Source organism: Candidatus Dadabacteria bacterium (assembly GCA_009840385.1).
In the GTDB taxonomy this organism is placed as follows: Bacteria; Desulfobacterota_D; UBA1144; order Nemesobacterales; family Nemesobacteraceae; genus Nemesobacter; species Nemesobacter australis.
Genome location: VXNX01000013.1, coordinates 1 through 16914 on the forward strand (window position 1 = coordinate 1; position 16914 = coordinate 16914).

The 16914-nt window shown below is 49.3% G+C and carries 16 protein-coding genes; 2 read left to right on the forward strand and 14 right to left on the reverse strand.

The annotated features are described in order from the left end of the window. Nucleotides 1–77: 77 nt before the first annotated feature. The 11 genes from fusA to F4X55_04535 form a co-directional block, all read right to left on the reverse strand. Nucleotides 78–2162, reverse strand: a complete 2085-nt coding sequence (gene fusA / locus F4X55_04485; protein MYC40253.1) for an elongation factor G — start codon at nt 2160–2162, stop codon at nt 78–80. Between the two features lie 17 nt (nt 2163–2179). Beyond that, nucleotides 2180–2650 (reverse strand): 30S ribosomal protein S7, encoded by a 471-nt coding sequence (gene rpsG / locus F4X55_04490; GenBank protein MYC40254.1) that lies wholly within the window; start codon nt 2648–2650, stop codon nt 2180–2182. Nucleotides 2651–2668: 18 nt separating this feature from the next. Continuing rightward, on the reverse strand, nt 2669–3040 hold the full coding sequence (locus tag F4X55_04495; GenBank protein ID MYC40255.1) for a 30S ribosomal protein S12: 372 nt from the start codon (nt 3038–3040) through the stop codon (nt 2669–2671). A gap of 405 nt (nt 3041–3445) precedes the next feature. Beyond that, on the reverse strand, nt 3446–4732 hold the full coding sequence (purD, locus tag F4X55_04500; protein MYC40256.1) for a phosphoribosylamine--glycine ligase: 1287 nt from the start codon (nt 4730–4732) through the stop codon (nt 3446–3448). Between the two features lie 49 nt (nt 4733–4781). Continuing rightward, the gene (glmS, locus tag F4X55_04505) at nt 4782–6611 is read right to left on the reverse strand and encodes a glutamine--fructose-6-phosphate transaminase (isomerizing) (protein ID MYC40257.1); all 1830 of its coding nucleotides are present in this window, start codon (nt 6609–6611) and stop codon (nt 4782–4784) included. A gap of 1 nt (nt 6612) precedes the next feature. Then, nucleotides 6613–7998 (reverse strand): UDP-N-acetylglucosamine diphosphorylase/glucosamine-1-phosphate N-acetyltransferase, encoded by a 1386-nt coding sequence (gene glmU / locus F4X55_04510; GenBank protein ID MYC40258.1) that lies wholly within the window; start codon nt 7996–7998, stop codon nt 6613–6615. A gap of 33 nt (nt 7999–8031) precedes the next feature. After that, nucleotides 8032–8460 carry a single-stranded DNA-binding protein gene (locus tag F4X55_04515; GenBank protein ID MYC40259.1) on the reverse strand — a complete coding sequence of 143 codons (429 nt, stop codon included), beginning with the start codon at nt 8458–8460 and terminating at the stop codon, nt 8032–8034. 65 nt (nt 8461–8525) lie between these two features. Next, on the reverse strand, nt 8526–9122 hold the full coding sequence (locus tag F4X55_04520) for a CoA pyrophosphatase (protein ID MYC40260.1): 597 nt from the start codon (nt 9120–9122) through the stop codon (nt 8526–8528). Between the two features lie 11 nt (nt 9123–9133). Continuing rightward, on the reverse strand, nt 9134–11080 hold the full coding sequence (locus tag F4X55_04525; protein ID MYC40261.1) for a hydantoinase/oxoprolinase family protein: 1947 nt from the start codon (nt 11078–11080) through the stop codon (nt 9134–9136). Nucleotides 11081–11146: 66 nt separating this feature from the next. Further along, the gene (locus tag F4X55_04530) at nt 11147–11359 is read right to left on the reverse strand and encodes a DNA-directed RNA polymerase subunit omega (protein MYC40262.1); all 213 of its coding nucleotides are present in this window, start codon (nt 11357–11359) and stop codon (nt 11147–11149) included. A 135-nt stretch (nt 11360–11494) separates the two neighbouring features. After that, a complete protein-coding gene (locus F4X55_04535; GenBank protein MYC40263.1) occupies nt 11495–13225 on the reverse strand; it encodes an alkaline phosphatase in 1731 nt (576 codons plus the stop codon). A gap of 197 nt (nt 13226–13422) precedes the next feature. On the opposite strand from F4X55_04535, the gene F4X55_04540 reads away from it, so the two are divergent. After that, nucleotides 13423–14082, forward strand: coding sequence for a bifunctional phosphoribosyl-AMP cyclohydrolase/phosphoribosyl-ATP diphosphatase HisIE (locus tag F4X55_04540; GenBank protein ID MYC40264.1), 660 nt, complete (start codon nt 13423–13425; stop codon nt 14080–14082). Between the two features lie 66 nt (nt 14083–14148). Here F4X55_04540 and F4X55_04545 read toward each other — a convergent pair whose 3' ends face one another. After that, entirely contained in the window at nt 14149–14652 is a 504-nt protein-coding gene (locus F4X55_04545) for a hypothetical protein (protein ID MYC40265.1), read from the reverse strand. Nucleotides 14653–14661: 9 nt separating this feature from the next. Continuing rightward, the gene (locus tag F4X55_04550; protein ID MYC40266.1) at nt 14662–15168 is read right to left on the reverse strand and encodes a hypothetical protein; all 507 of its coding nucleotides are present in this window, start codon (nt 15166–15168) and stop codon (nt 14662–14664) included. Nucleotides 15169–15359: 191 nt separating this feature from the next. On the opposite strand from F4X55_04550, the gene F4X55_04555 reads away from it, so the two are divergent. Next, nucleotides 15360–16385: an alcohol dehydrogenase catalytic domain-containing protein gene (locus F4X55_04555; GenBank protein ID MYC40267.1), complete on the forward strand. Its 1026-nt coding sequence runs from the start codon at nt 15360–15362 to the stop codon at nt 16383–16385. Nucleotides 16386–16390: 5 nt separating this feature from the next. Here the strand turns inward: F4X55_04555 and F4X55_04560 are convergent, their stop codons facing one another. After that, a complete protein-coding gene (locus F4X55_04560) occupies nt 16391–16909 on the reverse strand; it encodes an arsenate reductase ArsC (protein MYC40268.1) in 519 nt (172 codons plus the stop codon). Between the last annotated feature and the right edge of the window lie 5 nt (nt 16910–16914).

Sequence of the window (16914 nt, forward strand, 5' to 3'; positions counted from 1 at the left end):
TTAAATGAGGCTTCCCCCTCTCAAACTTCTCCTTTGACATTACTCGTTGACCTCCTTACTAAAAAGAACATGAAATATCAGCTGACATTCGCTGCCTGCTTTAACTCCTCGGCTATGTTGGCAGGCAGAGCAAAATAATGGGAAAATTCCATAGTGAACAGTCCCCTCCCCTCGGTCATCGACCTTAAGCTGGTCGCGTAACCGAACATTTCGCCAAGCGGAGCTTCCGCTTTTACCGCCTGCATAGCGCCTCTCATTTCCGTACTGCTCACTCTCCCCCGCCTCGAACTCAGGTCACCTATAACGGTTCCCATATGAGCTTCGGGAACAACCACCTCAAGCTTCATCACTGGCTCAAGAACAACCGGAGAAGATTTATGAACCGCTTCCTTAAATGCCATGGAACCCGCGATCTTAAAGGCAATTTCGGAAGAGTCGACATCGTGAAAAGAGCCATCGTAGAGCGTGACCGCTATGTCGACAACCGGGTATCCGGAGACAACACCGGTTTCCATCGCCTCGACTATTCCCTTCTCCACCGCCGGAATAAACTCCTTTGGAATCACTCCTCCCTTTATCTGATCATGGAACTGGAATCCTTCGCCCCTCTCAAGAGGCTCCACCCTTATCTTCACATGGCCGTACTGACCACGTCCGCCGGTCTGTCTTATGTATTTTCCTTCGGTTGCGGATGTGCCCGTTATCGTTTCTCTGTATGCAACCTGAGGCTTGCCGACATTGGCATCAACCTTGAACTCTCTTCTAAGCCTGTCGACGATTATCTCGAGGTGAAGCTCTCCCATGCCGGAAATTACCGTCTGACGGGTCTCCTCGTCGGTTTTCACCTTGAAGGAAGGGTCCTCCATGGCAAGCTTGCTCAGCGACAGGCCGAGTCTTTCCTGGTCGGCGTTTGACTTCGGTTCTATAGCAATCGAAATAACCGGGTCTGAGATATGAAGACTCTCAAGAATCACGGGATTCGAATCGGAGCACAGGGTATCGCCCGTGAGGGTGTTTTTGAGCCCCACAGCCGCTGCTATCCCCCCCGCCTCAACCTCTTTTATGTCCTCTCGTTTCTCCGCGTGCATGCGAAGAAGTCTTCCGATTTTTTCGTTTTTAAGATTGGATGAATTGTAAACCGTTGTGCCTGATTTAAGTTTTCCAGAATAGACACGAAGGTAGGTAAGTTGGCCGACGAAAGGATCCGACATGATTTTAAAAGCAAGCGCGGAGAAAGGTTCGTCCTTATCCGGTTTTCTTTCGACTTCCTCGTCGGTTTTGGGATGAATGCCCTTTACCGCAGGCAGGTCCACTGGAGCCGGCATGTATTCCACAACGGCGTCGAGCAGCAACTGCACTCCCTTGTTCTTAAAAGCCGATCCCAGCATCACCGGAATTATGGTCGCGTCAATTGTCTGTCGTCTAATGGACTTTCGGATCATTTCCTCGGGGACATCCCCTCCGTCGAGATAAAGCTCCATTATTTCCTCGTCGTTATCAGAAAGGGCTTCCAGAAGCTTCTCCCTGTACTCGGCCGCTCGCTCTTTGGTGTCCTCGGGAATATCGATGAATTCAAACTTGGCCCCAAGGCTCTCTCCGTCCCACACCGCCATTTTCATCCTTATAAGATCAACTATCCCGGTGAACTCTTCACCATCGAACCACGGAATCTGAAGACACACGGGATTAGCGTTAAGTCTCTCTACTATCTGGTCCACAACCCTGTAAAAATCCGCCCCCACCCTGTCCATCTTGTTCACAAAACACATTCTCGGAACGGAGTAGCGATCGGCCTGCCCCCACACTGTCTCAGTCTGAGGTTCGACTCCACCAACGCAGTCAAATACTACTACCGCCCCGTCAAGCACCTTGAGCGATCTTTCGACCTCTATAGTGAAATCAACATGACCGGGAGTGTCTATAATGTTTATCCTGCAGTCTTTCCAGAAACATGTAGTGGTGGCAGAAGTAATGGTGATACCCCTTTCGCGTTCCTGCTCCATCCAGTCCATAGTCGCCGCGCCTTCATGCACTTCGCCTATCTTGTAGGTTATTCCGGTATAGAACAGTATTCTTTCGGTAGTAGTGGTCTTGCCAGCGTCTATGTGGGCAACTATTCCGATGTTTCTTACCCTGTCTATGGGAAATATCTGCTCTGACACCTTGATTCTCCGGGGGATTACCACCTGTAGTGGGCAAAAGCTCTGTTGGCCTCGGCCATTCTATGAATATCTTCTTTTTTCTTTACCGCGGTACCCCTGTTGTTATGGGCATCGATTATCTCTGAAGAAAGCTTGTCTATCATTGATTTTTCAGATCTTGAGCGGGAAGAGTTTATAAGCCACCTGATCCCGAGTGACTGCCTTCTGAAGGAACTAACTTCCATGGGGACCTGGTAGTTGGCTCCGCCGACGCGCCTTGACCTTACCTCAACCGAGGGCTTTACCTTGTCAATAGCGTCGTGGAAAACCTCAAGGGGATCTTTTCCAGTTTTTTCCTTTATTTTTTCAAGAGAACCATAGAAGATTTTTTCCGCCTTGCTCTTTTTGCCGTCGTACATGAGGCTGTTTATAAACTTGGCGACTATGGGGTCTCCGGTTCTTGAATCCGGAGCCAGTTTTCTTCTTGCAACCCTACCTTTTCTCGGCATCTTCTGATTCTCCGCCAGCTACTTAGGCTTTTTGGCTCCGTACTTGGATCTCCCGTTTCTTCTGTTCTCAACTCCGGTCGAGTCGAGAGTTCCCCTGACTATGTGGTACCTGACTCCGGGAAGGTCCTTTACCCTTCCACCCCTTACAAGCACAACAGAATGCTCCTGCAAGGTGTGTCCTTCTCCGGGGATATACCCCGTGACTTCTATGCCGTTTGTAAGCCTTATTCTGGCCACCTTCCTAAGCGCCGAGTTGGGCTTTTTCGGAGTGGTGGTGTAAACCCTTACACAGACCCCTCTTCTCTGGGGACACTTCTGGAGAGCCCTGGCCTTACTTTTCTTCTTGGCCGTCTCTCTTCCTTTGTTCAGCAACTGACTTATCGTAGGCATAAAAACCCCTTCCCGAAATTTGGGGAATCCGATCATTATAAGCTTAATAACGAGCTGATGTCAATAAGCTTGAGGAAAAAAAACGTTAAAGACCCAAATCAAGGGAAGGACTATACTACAGAAAGAAAGCAGGTTTTCAACAGAAATTTGCATACGCAACTGCTCAAGGGAATTCCTGCCGAGAAATTTCTGTATTCTTAGCTAGTTAGAACCGATTTCCTAGCACTATTCTTGCCTGACAATTCAAAGATAAGTGTAGTAGGATCAAGAGAATTTGTAAGGAAAACCAATGCTAGGCGATCCCGCATAATTTTCTCCGCAGCTTCGCGTAACAATGGAATAGCAGAAAAGCAACCCAAACTCAGAAGGAACAAACACAAGAGGAACAGAAATATGGTTTCAGGGTTATTTATTGTCCCCCACGCGCACAAGCGCTTTTTTCCCTATATCTGTTCTGTAGACGAGGTTTTCCTCGGAGATAGAATCAACGGCCTTATACGCACTTCGTATTGACTCCTCTATGGTATCACCGAGAGAAGTGACTCCAAGAACCCTTCCGCCATTTGTAACCAGCTTGTCCCCGGAAAAAGCGGTTCCCGCGTGAAAAACCACCGTCTCCGAAGTGTCAGTGAAGTCCCCGAGCCTCTTAAGTTCCACACCCTTGTCATAGCTTCCCGGGTAACCCCTGGAAGCCATAACGACACAGACGCAGAAACCGTCCTTCCACTCTATCGGATCACACTTTACCTCCCCCTTAGCTATTGAATAAAGAATGGGAACTAGATCCGATTCCATTCTCATAAGAAGCGGCTGAGCTTCGGGGTCGCCGAAGCGGCAGTTAAATTCAAGCACTTTAAGATCGTTGTCTTTTATCATCAATCCAGCGTAGAGAATTCCCCTGTAGGTTCTGCCCTCGGATTTCATTGCCCGCACGGTCGGAACCATTACCTCATCAATTATTTTCTGCCTTAATTTATCGGTAACCACGGGAGCGGGAGTATAAGCCCCCATGCCTCCAGTGTTCGGTCCCTTGTCCCCGTCAAAAATCGGCTTATGGTCCTGGGAAGGCTCCAAGGGGAGTATGTTCTCCCCGTCGGTGAAAGCAAAGAAAGAAGCTTCCTCCCCAGTAAGAAATTCCTCTATTACAACCTTCGTCCCCGCTTGGCCGAACGCTTCATGCTCCATCATGGAGCGAACCGCGTCTTCTCCCTCCTCGCGGGAGTGACATATGATAACCCCTTTGCCGGCGGCAAGGCCATCGGCTTTCACCACGAAGGGAGGCTCAGTTTCCGCCACCTTGGCAAACGCCTGCTCGATATCAGTAAAAACAAAATACTCTCCTGTCGGAATACCGTATTTCTTCATAAGGTCTTTTGAGAAAATCTTGCTTCCTTCAAGCTCCGCCGCAACTTTTGAGGGACCGAAGATCAGAAGACCCTCTTCTTCAAAGAAATCGGTTATCCCCTCGCAAAGAGGTTGCTCGGGACCAACGACCGTAAGATCCACCGACTCTTCTTTCACAAATTGCACAAGCGAATCAAAATCTCCCACGCCGATATCAAGGCACTCGGCGTGGCGGCTTATCCCGGCGTTTCCGGGAGCACAGTAGGTTTTCTCCACCAAGGGACTCTGGCTTATCTTCCAGCAGAGAGCATGCTCCCTTCCACCTCCTCCGACAACAAGTACTTTCATTCAGAACCCCTCACAAAATTCATATCCTTTCGCCTAGCGACAGTAGAGATCATTCAACCGTGACGACCTTGGCCAGATTCCTCGGCTGATCCACATCCGTACCCAGAATATTGGCAACATGGTAAGCCAGAAACTGCACGGGGATAACAGATATCATCGGGCTTACCAGATAGGAACTTTTCGGAATCACTATCTTTCTGTCCCTCTCGTCTGGAAGTTGAAGACCCTTATCCGAGGTTATGAAAATGATCCGCCCTCCCCTGGCCTTTACCTCCTGGAAATTTCCAAGGAGCTTCCTGTAATACACATCTTCCTCGGGCGCGATGAACACTACGGGCATGTTCCTGTCTATAAGGGCTATGGGGCCGTGCTTCATCTCCCCGGCAGCGTATCCCTCGGCGTGAATGTAGGAAACTTCCTTGAGTTTAAGCGCACCCTCAAGAGCCACGGGGTAGTTAATCCCCCTGCCAAGATAGATAAAATTCCTGTAACGGTGAAAATCTCTTGAAAGATCTTTAAGCTCCCCGTCAAGCTCAAGGGTCTTCTGTTGGAGCTTTGAAACCGCCATGGCATCGGCTATTAGTTGCCTCGCCCTCCCAGAATCGATCACCTTCCTTGAGATTGCAAGGTATACGGAAAAAAGATAGAAGGCCATAACCTGCGCCGTGAAGGACTTGGTGGAGGCAACTCCGATCTCGGGACCCGCCTTTGTTGTTATGACGCAGTCAGATTCTCTTGAGATTTTGCTTAGCCTCACGTTCGTTATGCCGACGGAATTCATACCGAGGTCCTTGGCTTTTAGGAGGGCTTCCGAGGTATCGGCAGTCTCGCCGGACTGAGAAACCGCAATAAAAAGCGCGTCGGGACCGGTGACGGGATTTCTGTAACGGAACTCAGAGGCAAGCTCTACCTGGGTGTTCACCCCGGCCAATTCTTCTATCATGTATTTCCCTATAAGGGAGGCGTGGTAGGAAGTGCCACATGCCGCAATAATGATTCTTTGAGTTTTTTGCAAAAGAGAAGGGTCAACGTCCTCGAAAACCACTTCCTTCATGTCCGCCGTGAATTTTCCCCGGAGCGTGTCGAAAATCGCTTGGGGCTGCTCAAAAATCTCCTTCAGCATATAATGACGATAACCCGATTTCTCAGTCGCCGAATGATCCCAGTCTACAACCGTTGGCTCCCTTTTAACCGCCTCGCCGGCTGCGTCGGTTATCGAGATACCGTTTTCATCCATAACCACGAAATCGTTGTCCTCAAGAAAAACAAACTCTCTGGTATAGGGCAGAATCGCCGGGATATCGGAAGCCAGAAAACATTCGTCCCCGTTGCGCGCTATTATAAGAGGAGAAAAGCGCCTTGTGGCTATTATCTTTCCGGGTTCTGTATCCGACATGACCGCCACGGCGTAAGAGCCCTCCACTTTTTCAAACGCTTTTCTTGTTGATTCGAGAAGGGAGTTTCCTTTTTCCGTGAAATCGCGGATCAGATGAGAAATGACCTCGGTATCTGTATCGGAGCAAAATTCGTAACCGGCCGTGACAAGCTCCTCCTTGAGTTCGGGGTAATTCTCCACTATGCCGTTGTGCACCACGCTGATCGGGCCCGATACCTGAGGGTGAGCGTTTCTCTCCGAGGGATCGCCGTGGGTGGCCCACCTTGTGTGGGCAATTCCGAGCGAAGAAGTCACTTCGCAGTCTTTTAGCTTGGTGAGAAGGTTTTCAAGCTTTCCTTCGCTCCTTATTACCCGGGAGCGGCCGTTTTCAAAAAAACATATCCCGGAAGAGTCGTATCCCCTGTACTCAAGTCTCCCCAGGCTTTCACAGAGAACGCTTTTGGTTCTCCCGGAATTTCCCACGTATCCGACTATTCCGCACATCTCAGGATTTCTCCTTCTTCGGCCTTTTTCTCTCCGCCCAGCCCTTTATTTCCTTCTGCGCCGCTCGCTCTATCGCGAGAGCACCAGAGGAAACGTCTCTCGTTATTGTGGAACCCGCAGCCGTAGTGGCCTCTTTCCCCACCTTTACAGGCGCAACCAGCATTGTGTCGCTTCCTATGAAAGCACCGTCCTCTACAATAGTCCTGTGTTTGTTTACCCCATCGTAGTTACACGTGATGGTCCCGGCGCCAATATTAACCCCGGCGCCGATATCGGCATCCCCCACGTAGGAAAGGTGAGGAACCTTGGAACCAACTCCTATTTCCGATTTCTTTATCTCGACGAAATTCCCGATCTTGGCCCCGTCTTTTATCTTGGCCTCGGGCCGCAGATGACAGAAAGGCCCCATTACTACCCCGTCTTCGACTTCGCACCCCGTAAGATACGAGGAGAATCTTATCTCAACGTTATCTCCTATACGCGAATCTTCAATGTATACCGAGGGGCCCAGCCGACAGCCATCCCCGATGCGGGTTTCACCGTAAATATAGGTATTCGGACAAACCGTCGTATCCTTGCCTATGCTAACAGAACCCGATATGTAAGTGGTTTCAGGATCCTCTATAGTAACCCCGTTTTCCATGTGTCTGCGGTTTATCTCACGTCTTATGGTTTTCTCCGCTTCGCCAAGCTGTTCTCTGCTATTCACTCCGGACACCTCCTTTGAATCCGCCAACGTAAAGGCCTGAACCCCGCATTTTCGGGAAACGCAGAAATTTATGATCCCGGGCAGGTAATACTCTCCCTGTCTGTTTTCACTATCAAGCCCGCCCAGACCTTCCCAGAGAAAAGAGGAATTCACGCAGTAAATTCCGGCATTTATTTCCTTTTCCCTCCTCTCCTCAGCCGTAGCGTCCTTGTGCTCCACTATGCGAAGCACTTCCCCTTCGGCATTTCTCAACACCCTTCCGTATCCATCAGGATTCTCAACAAGGGTGGATATGAATGAGACATCCGCTACGTTTTTCGCATGAGAATCCGTAAATTCACGCAGAGTGAGCACACTCGTCGCAGGAACATCTCCGCTAAGTATTAGAATGTCTCCTGAAAAATCCCTAAGAGCTTCCTCGCAGCACGAAACAGCGTGTCCCGTTCCGAGCTGCGGCTCCTGGATCACTATCTCCATCGGGTAATCCAGAACCGACTCTTTCACGAGCTCAGAGTCGTGCCCCAAGACAAGCACAATCTTGTCGGGTTTCATCTCTTGGGCTGCGTCCAGAACATAACGCAGCATGGGTTTTTTCAGGATGGGGTGCAGCACCTTGGGAAATTCCGAATTCATGCGGACTCCCTTGCCCGCCGCCAGAATTATAACGGCCAGAGACATAACCTTATTATGTGTCAGTAAAAACCAAAAGAATCAGAACGGAACGTCATCGTCCGTGAGGCCGGCACCCTCTTCGTAGGCAAAATCATCTTCTGCGGGGGGTGCTCCTCTACCTCGACTTCCGCTTTCCCCTCTAGCGGAGAGAAACTGCACGGTCCTTCCCACAATCTCGGTCGTATATCTCTTGTTTCCTTCCCTGTCTTCCCAGGAACGGGTTCTCAGATAACCCTCCACGTAAACGGAACTTCCTTTGGAAAGATACTCTCCGCAGACTTCTCCCAATCTGTCAAACACCACCACTCTGTGCCACTCAGTGCGCTCTTGGGAATTTCCGTCCCTGTCTCTCCATTTTTCCGTCGTAGCAACCGAGAAATTGGTGACCGCCTTCCCGTCCGGCGTATATCTCACTTCGGGGTCTCTTCCCAGATTGCCGAGTATTATAGCCTTGTTAACCGCTGCCATGAGTTTTAATCACCACCGTTTTTACGTTTGCAGAAATTTACACGATCATCAGAGAGATTTAAACATTATCTCTTGAAACATCCCGAAGTTTTCCTGAAAAACTCATCAAGTATTCTTCCCGTAAGTCCCCATATTATGTGATTGCCGTAAGCGAACACATAATCATTTATCACCTTCCCGTCCCGTTTTCTTTCCCTCACGTCGCGGTTTTTCGGATTAACCAAGTGGGAAACAGGAACGCAGAAAAATTCAGATACTTCGTAATTGGGAACAAATTCCACTTCACCATCTATCATGGCTACAAAAGGCTTTACAGCATATTGCCTGACAGAAGGGGTGTAGGGACGTACGAAATCCATTTCCCCGAGAATCTCCGCTTCCTTCGTAGCGTCAAAGCCGAGTTCCTCCCCAGCTTCCCTCAAAGCCGTATCAACAAGAGTCGCATCGCTTTGTTTTTTCTTTCCGCCCGGGAAAGCTACGTGGCCTGAGAAAGCATCATTCCTGTATTCGGTCCTCTTTATAAACCATATTCCATGGCCTTCACCCTGCTCGCAGAACATAACCAACACAGCGGATGCCAGAAGTCCTTCGCCAGAATCAGGGGAGGCTCCTGGAGGATCCAAGGCTTTCCTTATCTCTTCCCGTATGTTCATCGTGCTCATCAAAAAAAGCTCTACGCATCGAAACTCACTATAATGCTCCCGTAATCGTCCACTTCGCAAGCACTATCGGGAGGAATAAAGGTAGTTGCGGTTTTCTCGTAGAGAACGCATGGCCCTTCGAATCGAAAACCCGGCCCGAGCTTTTCTCTCTCGCAGCATCTGGCCTTCACTTTTCTGCCCTCAAAAGTCACATCTTTTACGAAAAACCGCGGTTCCGATCCCAAACCTGAAGCGGGAAGAATATTTACTTTGCGTTCGGGCATATAAGCCCTCAGTCTCAGGGTCACGATCTCGACAACGGAAGATTCCTTCTTGTATCCGTAAGCTTTTTCGTGCTCGCGGTGAAAATCCGAAGCCATGGAATCACTGTAGGGAATCGTGAGTTCATGGGATTGCCTTCGGTATCGGGCGTCAACATGTTTTTCGAATCTGAGATCTTCTCTCCCCAGATCCGCATATGCGATTTCCTTGAGTTCCGCGAATTTTCGGTCCGTTTGCCGAAGGTCTTCATTATCCGCGGAGGAGAAAAACGTAACTCCGTAGTCCTTAAATGAATCGGCCAGAAGCATCCCGTAGGCGGAAAGCGCACCCGGATTCCTCGGAAAGACAACTTCCTGGATGTCTAGAGAACGGGCAAGATCACAGGCGTGAAGACCCCCGGCACCGCCAAACGAGACCAGGGAGAATTCCCTCGGATCATAGCCCCTCCCGACCGATATCACGCGAAGCGCCTTTTCCATGTTTGAATTCGAAATTCTGATTACGGATTCCGCAATCTCTTCCGCGGAGTGATCCGGGGCAAGAGAGCTGAGTGCCTTGAACGATCTTTCGGGATATATTTTCATCTCGCCGCCCAAAAACCAGCCAGGGTCCATTCTGCCAAGGACTATATTAGCATCCGTTACAGTCGGCAAAACGCCCTTTCCGTAGCACGCGGGTCCGGGATCAGCCCCAGCGCTTCGCGGCCCGACCTTCAATATGCCTCCCTCCGCGATATAGGCGATTGAACCCCCTCCCGCCCCTATGGTGGAAATGTTTATCATCGGCACCTTGAGCGCGGTACCACCAAAGGTGTTTTCGGTCGTAAAGCCTATCTTACCGTCGCAAAGAGATATGTCGGTCGAAGTTCCCCCCATGTCATAGGTAATAATTTTTTTTCTTCCAGAAAGCACACATATCTCAAAAGCCCCTACAACTCCCCCCGCAGGGCCGGAGAGAACTATTTTTGCGGGCTCTTCGGCAGCCTGCTCAGCGGATATAACTCCGCCGTTTGACTGCATGATAGAAAGAGATTTTTCTTCGAGGCTGCGGGAAAGCGAACGCATGTAATTGTCCACTTTGGGAATTAGGTAAGAATTCAAAACGGTTGTTGAGGTCCTTTCGTACTCCCTGAATTCCGCAACGAGGTTCGACGAGAGAGTGATAGGGATACCGAGTTGAGCAAGCACGGTCGCGACTTTATGTTCATTTTCGGGATTCGCATACGAATGGAGAAAACAGACCGCTATAGCCTCAACACCTAGAGAAGATATCTTCTCCATTATCTTCCCTACCTCAGCCTCATCCGGGCTATCAAGCACACAGCCGCGGTAATCCGTTCTCTCGGAAACACCGAATCTTAGCTCCGAGGGAACCAGAGGCACGGCGGGACTCCAAGACAGGTCGTAAAGTCTCTCCCTGTTTTGCCGTCTAATCTCGATTACGTCTTCAAAACCTCTTGTGGTGACAAGGCAGGTTCTCGCGCCCTCGCGTTCCAAAAGGGCGTTTGTGGCCACAGTGGTTCCGTGGATAATTTCCGATATATGGGAAAACTCAGCGGGATGGTTTTCAAGCCCCTTGAGTACCGCTATGGAGGGGTTACGTGGGGTGGAAGGAACCTTGTCTATCGATATTTCTTTTCCGTCGAAAAAAACAAAATCGGTAAAAGTCCCTCCCGCGTCTATGCCTACAGAAAGCATAAAAGGATTTTTACCTCACTGCGTGCGATTTAAGACCGCACGTGGAATTACTTCCAAGGTGTTTGATTAGTAGTTATCCCTGTCTTTGGGATATATAACGTTTACCTTTCCCTCGGCTATCTCTCTTAATGCCGAAACGACATGCTTGTTGTCGTCATTTTCAGACGCTACGACTGTAGCTCCCTTGGATATCTGGCTTGCCCTTTTCATCGCCGCTATGGAGAGAGCAAATCTGTTCTCGACTTTCTCTAAGCAGTCTTCAATTGTAATTCTGGCCATAAGTTATTACCTTCCCTGATTAGTACCGAATTATTAAAAACGGTTTTAAAACAGAATACCCAATATCATTCAACTCTTCACGATAATGTCAATTAAATTCCGCCCTCTTTCTCTCACTCAAAATGTTTTCATCGATTAATCGTCAACAGCAATCAACTTGCGGTTCCCCGCATCAGGAAGTACACCCAGCATCTTTCCGCCTGAAGTCAACTCCCTGAATTCCAGCTGTTTGACGGTATCCACGTATATCCACTGCGACTGCGCCCTTTTAGCGGTAAAACTGACGATTATATAACCGCGGTCCTTTGTGTTTGAGTAGACGAGGTCATCAACCAGCACTTCCAGATCGCGGGCAAACTCCTCGGCCTGTTGCGACGTAAGCTTGAGATAAGTTTCAAGACCTCCTGAAGACACAGATGGGGTAGCGAACTCAACGCCTACCTGATTTCCCATTGCATCCTTAAGGTTGTTCGCCCATCCGTTATGTGTATCCCCTGCAAGTACCACCAAGTTATTATCCGCCCCGTAAGCCGTTCCCAGCACCGCTTCGCGCTCCGCAGGGTAACCGTCCCAGGCATCAAGATTATAGGGAAGAACGGTATTTATACGATTCATCTCATCCTGAGTTACAGAAGAATCCTCTCGCAACATCCGGGCCTTAATCTTGGTCAGTTGATCAATAAGACCAGCAACCTCAGGCGTACGATCGCCCAGATGGGGAATTATTTCAAATGGAACGTTCATCCTGCCCATAAGGACCTGCTGACCAAGAACCTGCCAAGTGGCGGTTGAACCGGCAAGTTTTCCCCGAAGCCAAGCAAGCTGATCCGGACCGAGCAGTGTCCGTTCTGGAGAACCAATATCTTTACGGAAACGCTGGCCGTCAAAACCAGTGTCCGGGTCGAAATAATTTTTGTAACCAAGCTGTTTTTCCCGTCCGCTCAGGCGGGTATCGAGCATGAAAAGTTCAACTAGGTTTCCAAAAGAAAAACTGCGGTATATCCGTTGAGGATTTTTCCCGTCTACAGAACGAACTGGCATCCATTCGTAATAGGCCTGAAGCGCAACCGTCTTGCGTTTATCAAAACTTCCTTCACTTTCATCATGATTCTGGGCACCGCCTACGTAAGCGTCGTTTGCAACCTCATGATCATCCCAGACGGTGATAAACGGATGTGCGGCGTGAAGAGCCTGAAGCTGGGGGTCTGTCCTGTATAGAGCATAACGCCTCCGGTAATCACCAAGTGTCAGGATTTCCTTGTCACTGTACTGCGGAAGATCCCTGTCGGCTTCCTTTGAATTACCAGTGCCGGAATCCGGTGCTCTACCATACTCGTAAATATAGTCGCCAAGGTGAATGACGGCATCCACGTCAGCCGTTTTAGCCGCGTGACCGTAGACATTAAAGTAGCCGCCATGGGAAATGGGATAGTTGGAACATGAAAACACCGCCAGCTTAACCGAGTTTACATCGCCCTGTGGCAGGGTCTTGGTACGACCGATAGCGGATGTTACCTTCCCCGAGCGGAAACGATAGTAGTAAACGGTTCCGGCCGAAAGACCCTTAACATCAATTTTGACCGTGTAATCCCTCTTGGCCGTGGCAGTCTGAACGGAACTATAAACGAGGCTTTCGAACTTTTCATCCGAAGCGACTTCAACCCTGACCCTAACTCTTTCCTGAGATGTCAGAGGAGTAACTCTTGTCCAGACAATAACCCTGTCAGCCAACGGGTCTCCGCTTGCAATACCATGATCAAAACTCACACGCCCTGAACCGCCGTATAATGCAAAACCGATAGCAACCAGCAAAACGGCAAAGAAAAAGGCCGTTAAGGCGTAAACCAGATGTTTTCTGGAAAGCAAAATTCAACTCCTCCCTGCGCAGAGCAGTTTTACAGTTATACACCCAAAATCAACAACAATTCAGAGAAAAACTCTCAGATGCAAAAAGTGCTTCGAAACGAGCCCTCCGAACGATGATCTCCTGCATCTCCGGCTCTTTGACAACTAAGGCTTTGCAATTATTATCTTGACGTATTACCAGCGGAGCGAAACCCCCCATGGATATGGATTTTGAAAAACTGAAGTTCAACGACGAAGGTCTTCTGCCCGTGATAGTGCAGGACAGTTCAAGCGGACAGATCCTTATGCTCGCATACGCGAATAGGGAAGCCCTTGAGATGACCGTCAAGACGGGAAGGACCCACTTCTGGAGCAGGTCAAGAAAAAAGATCTGGAACAAGGGCGAAGAATCAGGCCATTTTCAGGACGTAAGGGAAATCTTCGTCGACTGCGACTGCGATACGGTGCTCATAACGGTGAAGCAGACAGGGGCAGCCTGTCACACGGGAAACCCCACATGTTTTTACAGATCAGGGGAGATGCAAGAAAAAGCGGCCCCTACATTCGAAAAAGCATCCCTTAAAAAGGTGTTCTCCGTAATAGAGGACAGGAAGCAAAACCCGAAGGAAAAATCCTACGTAAGCAGCCTTATGAAAGGCGGGCTCGACAGGATACTAAAGAAAATCGGAGAGGAAGCCGGCGAAGTCGTAATAGCCGCAAAAAACAGGGATAAAGATGAACTCGTATACGAGCTTACTGACTTGTGGTTCCACTCCATGGTGCTTCTCTGCGAAGCGGGCCTTTCGCCCCAGGACATATCAGATGAACTTGAGAGAAGGTTTGGCAAGCGCAAAGAAGAATATTCTGGGAACAATTAAGCGCGACCAGACGCAAGAACCCGGTTAAAAACCAAGAAATCGTGTGCCGACGGCTAGATTTTTTTCTTAGGAGAGTCTTTTCGGAGTAGGCCTGTTCTTTTTAGGCCTGTCCTTCTCTTCTATGTACTCCCCGATATGAGTTCTTTTTCTCACCGAAGGCGGCAGGTTTGAGAGATCGGGCTTCGGCATGTCGGTTGAAAGGTCCCTGGTAAAAGCGAAAGTCGAGATCACTTTTTCCACCTTCTTTTTCTCCCCGCAATAGCACTTTACGTTCTTTTCATCCCCTTCTTCGTATATAAGTTCGGAAAACCTGTAGTTTCGCATGTTGAAAAGCGCAAGCAGGGTTCCATTCTTAAGGTAGTAGTCGTTGAATATGGAATCTTTTCCCTTTCTCCCGTGTTTTGCGACTATTTCTTCGCGCTCGAGGTCGACAACCTCTATAGCATAGATGTTGTCATATTTCTCGACAAGGCTTTTGACGGTACTCTTGTCCCGTTTTCTCTCAAGAGTCTTTAGTGATTTTTCAACGTTGCCTCTGCACTTAGTGCATTCAAATTCATAGAGTGGCATTTGCGTCTCCTATCTGTTGAAATACTGGTTAAGGTGATCCTGTCCTACCCAGTCGCTTGCTATTTCTTCATCTTTTTGCTGCTTGTATTCAAGATGCCACCTGAGTTCGTCCCCGGGACCCGGAGCTCTTTTGCTCTTGTCGTCGAATATGGCCTTGAAGGTGGAAAAAACCCTTCTCACAGATCCGGGATCGTCGCAGAGAGGACATTTGATTTCATCCTGATCGTCGTCATCTCCGTACACAAGGTGGTCGAAACGAAAATTCTTAAGCTCAAGATAAAGCACTTTCCCGTTATCAAGCTTGTAACGAAACCGCCTTGCACCGCTTATACCCCTTTCCCCTAGTTCAAAGAACTGTTTTCCATTCTTGTCGCTTGTTACTTCGATGTAACAGAAGTTGCGGTTCTGCTTGAAAATTTTCCTCGCATTAGTCTTGGTAAGCTTAGCGACCAGATCGTCTATATCCGTGTTGTAACTCTCCATACAACTGTCGCATTCATATTCGTATAACGGCACGTTATGCCTCCGGAAAAACTTTTAATCTGGAGAATTATAAACAATATAATCTGAGTTTAAAGCCCGAAAACCCTGAAGCCTCCAAAACATTGCTGAAAAAGAGTGCAGTGAGCAAACACCGCTGCACTGAAATCACATCACCCGAATTGATCAATTCCCTGCCATATTATGGTGTTATACTTTGTAGCACGATGAAGGCAATGGTTCTAAAGGGTACGCACGACCTGTCTGAAAACAATACTCCTCTTGAGTTGCTGGAAATCCCCACTCCGAAACCCGCTGAAGGAGAAGTGCTGATACGGGTTTTGGCCTGCGGCGTCTGTCACACCGATATGGATGAGGTGGAAGGAAGGGTGATGCCTCCTTCTTTTCCAATTGTTCCTGGGCACCAAGTTGTAGGGGTGATTGAAGAACCCAGCCTGAGATTCAACGCAGGCGACATGGTTGGAGTCGCGTGGATAGGAGGAACCTGCGGAAAATGCGGCCACTGCGGGAGTGGACGGGAGAACCTCTGCCATGAGTTTACTGCTACCGGCAGGGACAGAAACGGGGGGTTTGCCGAGTTCATGGTCGCAGACGCAGAATTCATTTACCCCATACCTGCGGAAATGGATCCGGTGAAAACTGCCCCTCTCCTATGCGCTGGAGCGATAGGTTATCGCTGCGTGAAACTCTCCGGAATAACAGACGGAGACGCCATAGGGCTTATGGGATTCGGGGCTTCAGCTCATCTGGTGATAAAGCTGCTTCGCCACACATATCCCCTAAGCGAGGTATTCGTATTCGCAAGGGGGGAAAGGGAAAGACAATTTGCCACAGATCTCGGAGCATTCTGGTCAGGGAAAATTGAAGAGCATTCCCCAAAGCAACTTTCCGCCATCATCGACACCACGCCGGTATGGAAGCCGGTTCTGCACTCGCTTGAGAATCTCGTCGCCGGGGGAAAACTGGTCGTAAACGCCATCAGTAAAGAAAACTCCGATATTGACTCTCTGCTGAGCCTTGATTATCAGTCGCACCTCTGGCTTGAAAAAGAGATAAAGAGCGTAGCAAACGTCACAAGAGAGGATGTCGCAGGCTTTCTCTCGGTCGCATCCAGCTTGGGAATAGAGGCTGAGGTCACCGAGTATGGACTTGAAGAGGCAAACACGGCGCTTTTGGAAATCAGAAGGGGAGGAGGCAAAGGTGCCAAGGTTCTAAAAATAGCCGACCGGTAACTTTTTCAAAATACAGAGTGTCCAATTTCCTCCAGTTTATTCTCAAGCGACTCGCTCTCAAGCGACTCGAATGGAAGAGACAAAAACGCCCTAACCCGTCTTTCCAATAATCCATAGGCTTCGGCGAAAGCTTCTCGCTGTTCGGCCTCGGTCCCCTGAACGCCCGCAGGATCCTCAAGACCCCAGTGGGCCGTTACGGACCTGCCCGGCCACACAGGACAAACCTCATTCGCCGCATTGTCACACACTGTAAAGACAAAATCCATCGCAGGGGCACCCGCCGCCTCAAACTCGTCCCAAGACTTGGAACGCAGGTTCTCCGTGTCATGCCCCCGGCGGAGCAGAAGTTCAAGAGCATAAGGGTGAATTTCTCCCCGCGGATGACTTCCAGCGCTGTAGCCGACAAAACGCCCGTCACTATTGCGATTCAAAAGAGATTCGGCGATAACCGAACGGGCCGAGTTGCCCGTGCAGAGAAACAGTACCCTGTAGATTCGTTCGCGTGATGGCTTCTTTTCTTTCATAACCT

What these genes read in the sequence shown, in the direction of transcription:
- rpsG (MYC40254.1), bottom strand. Translation starts at nt 2,650, where the DNA reads ATGCCGAGAAAAGGTAGGGTTGCAAGAAGAAAACTGGCTCCGGATTCA.
- F4X55_04495 (MYC40255.1), bottom strand. Translation starts at nt 3,040, where the DNA reads ATGCCTACGATAAGTCAGTTGCTGAACAAAGGAAGAGAGACGGCCAAG.
- purD (MYC40256.1), bottom strand. Translation starts at nt 4,732, where the DNA reads ATGAAAGTACTTGTTGTCGGAGGAGGTGGAAGGGAGCATGCTCTCTGC.
- glmS (MYC40257.1), bottom strand. Translation starts at nt 6,611, where the DNA reads ATGTGCGGAATAGTCGGATACGTGGGAAATTCCGGGAGAACCAAAAGC.
- glmU (MYC40258.1), bottom strand. Translation starts at nt 7,998, where the DNA reads ATGTCTCTGGCCGTTATAATTCTGGCGGCGGGCAAGGGAGTCCGCATG.
- F4X55_04515 (MYC40259.1), bottom strand. Translation starts at nt 8,460, where the DNA reads ATGGCAGCGGTTAACAAGGCTATAATACTCGGCAATCTGGGAAGAGAC.
- F4X55_04520 (MYC40260.1), bottom strand. Translation starts at nt 9,122, where the DNA reads ATGAGCACGATGAACATACGGGAAGAGATAAGGAAAGCCTTGGATCCT.
- F4X55_04525 (MYC40261.1), bottom strand. Translation starts at nt 11,080, where the DNA reads ATGCTTTCTGTAGGCATAGACGCGGGAGGGACTTTTACCGATTTTGTT.
- F4X55_04530 (MYC40262.1), bottom strand. Translation starts at nt 11,359, where the DNA reads ATGGCCAGAATTACAATTGAAGACTGCTTAGAGAAAGTCGAGAACAGA.
- F4X55_04540 (MYC40264.1), top strand. Translation starts at nt 13,423, where the DNA reads ATGGATATGGATTTTGAAAAACTGAAGTTCAACGACGAAGGTCTTCTG.
- F4X55_04545 (MYC40265.1), bottom strand. Translation starts at nt 14,652, where the DNA reads ATGCCACTCTATGAATTTGAATGCACTAAGTGCAGAGGCAACGTTGAA.
- F4X55_04555 (MYC40267.1), top strand. Translation starts at nt 15,360, where the DNA reads ATGAAGGCAATGGTTCTAAAGGGTACGCACGACCTGTCTGAAAACAAT.
- F4X55_04560 (MYC40268.1), bottom strand. Translation starts at nt 16,909, where the DNA reads ATGAAAGAAAAGAAGCCATCACGCGAACGAATCTACAGGGTACTGTTT.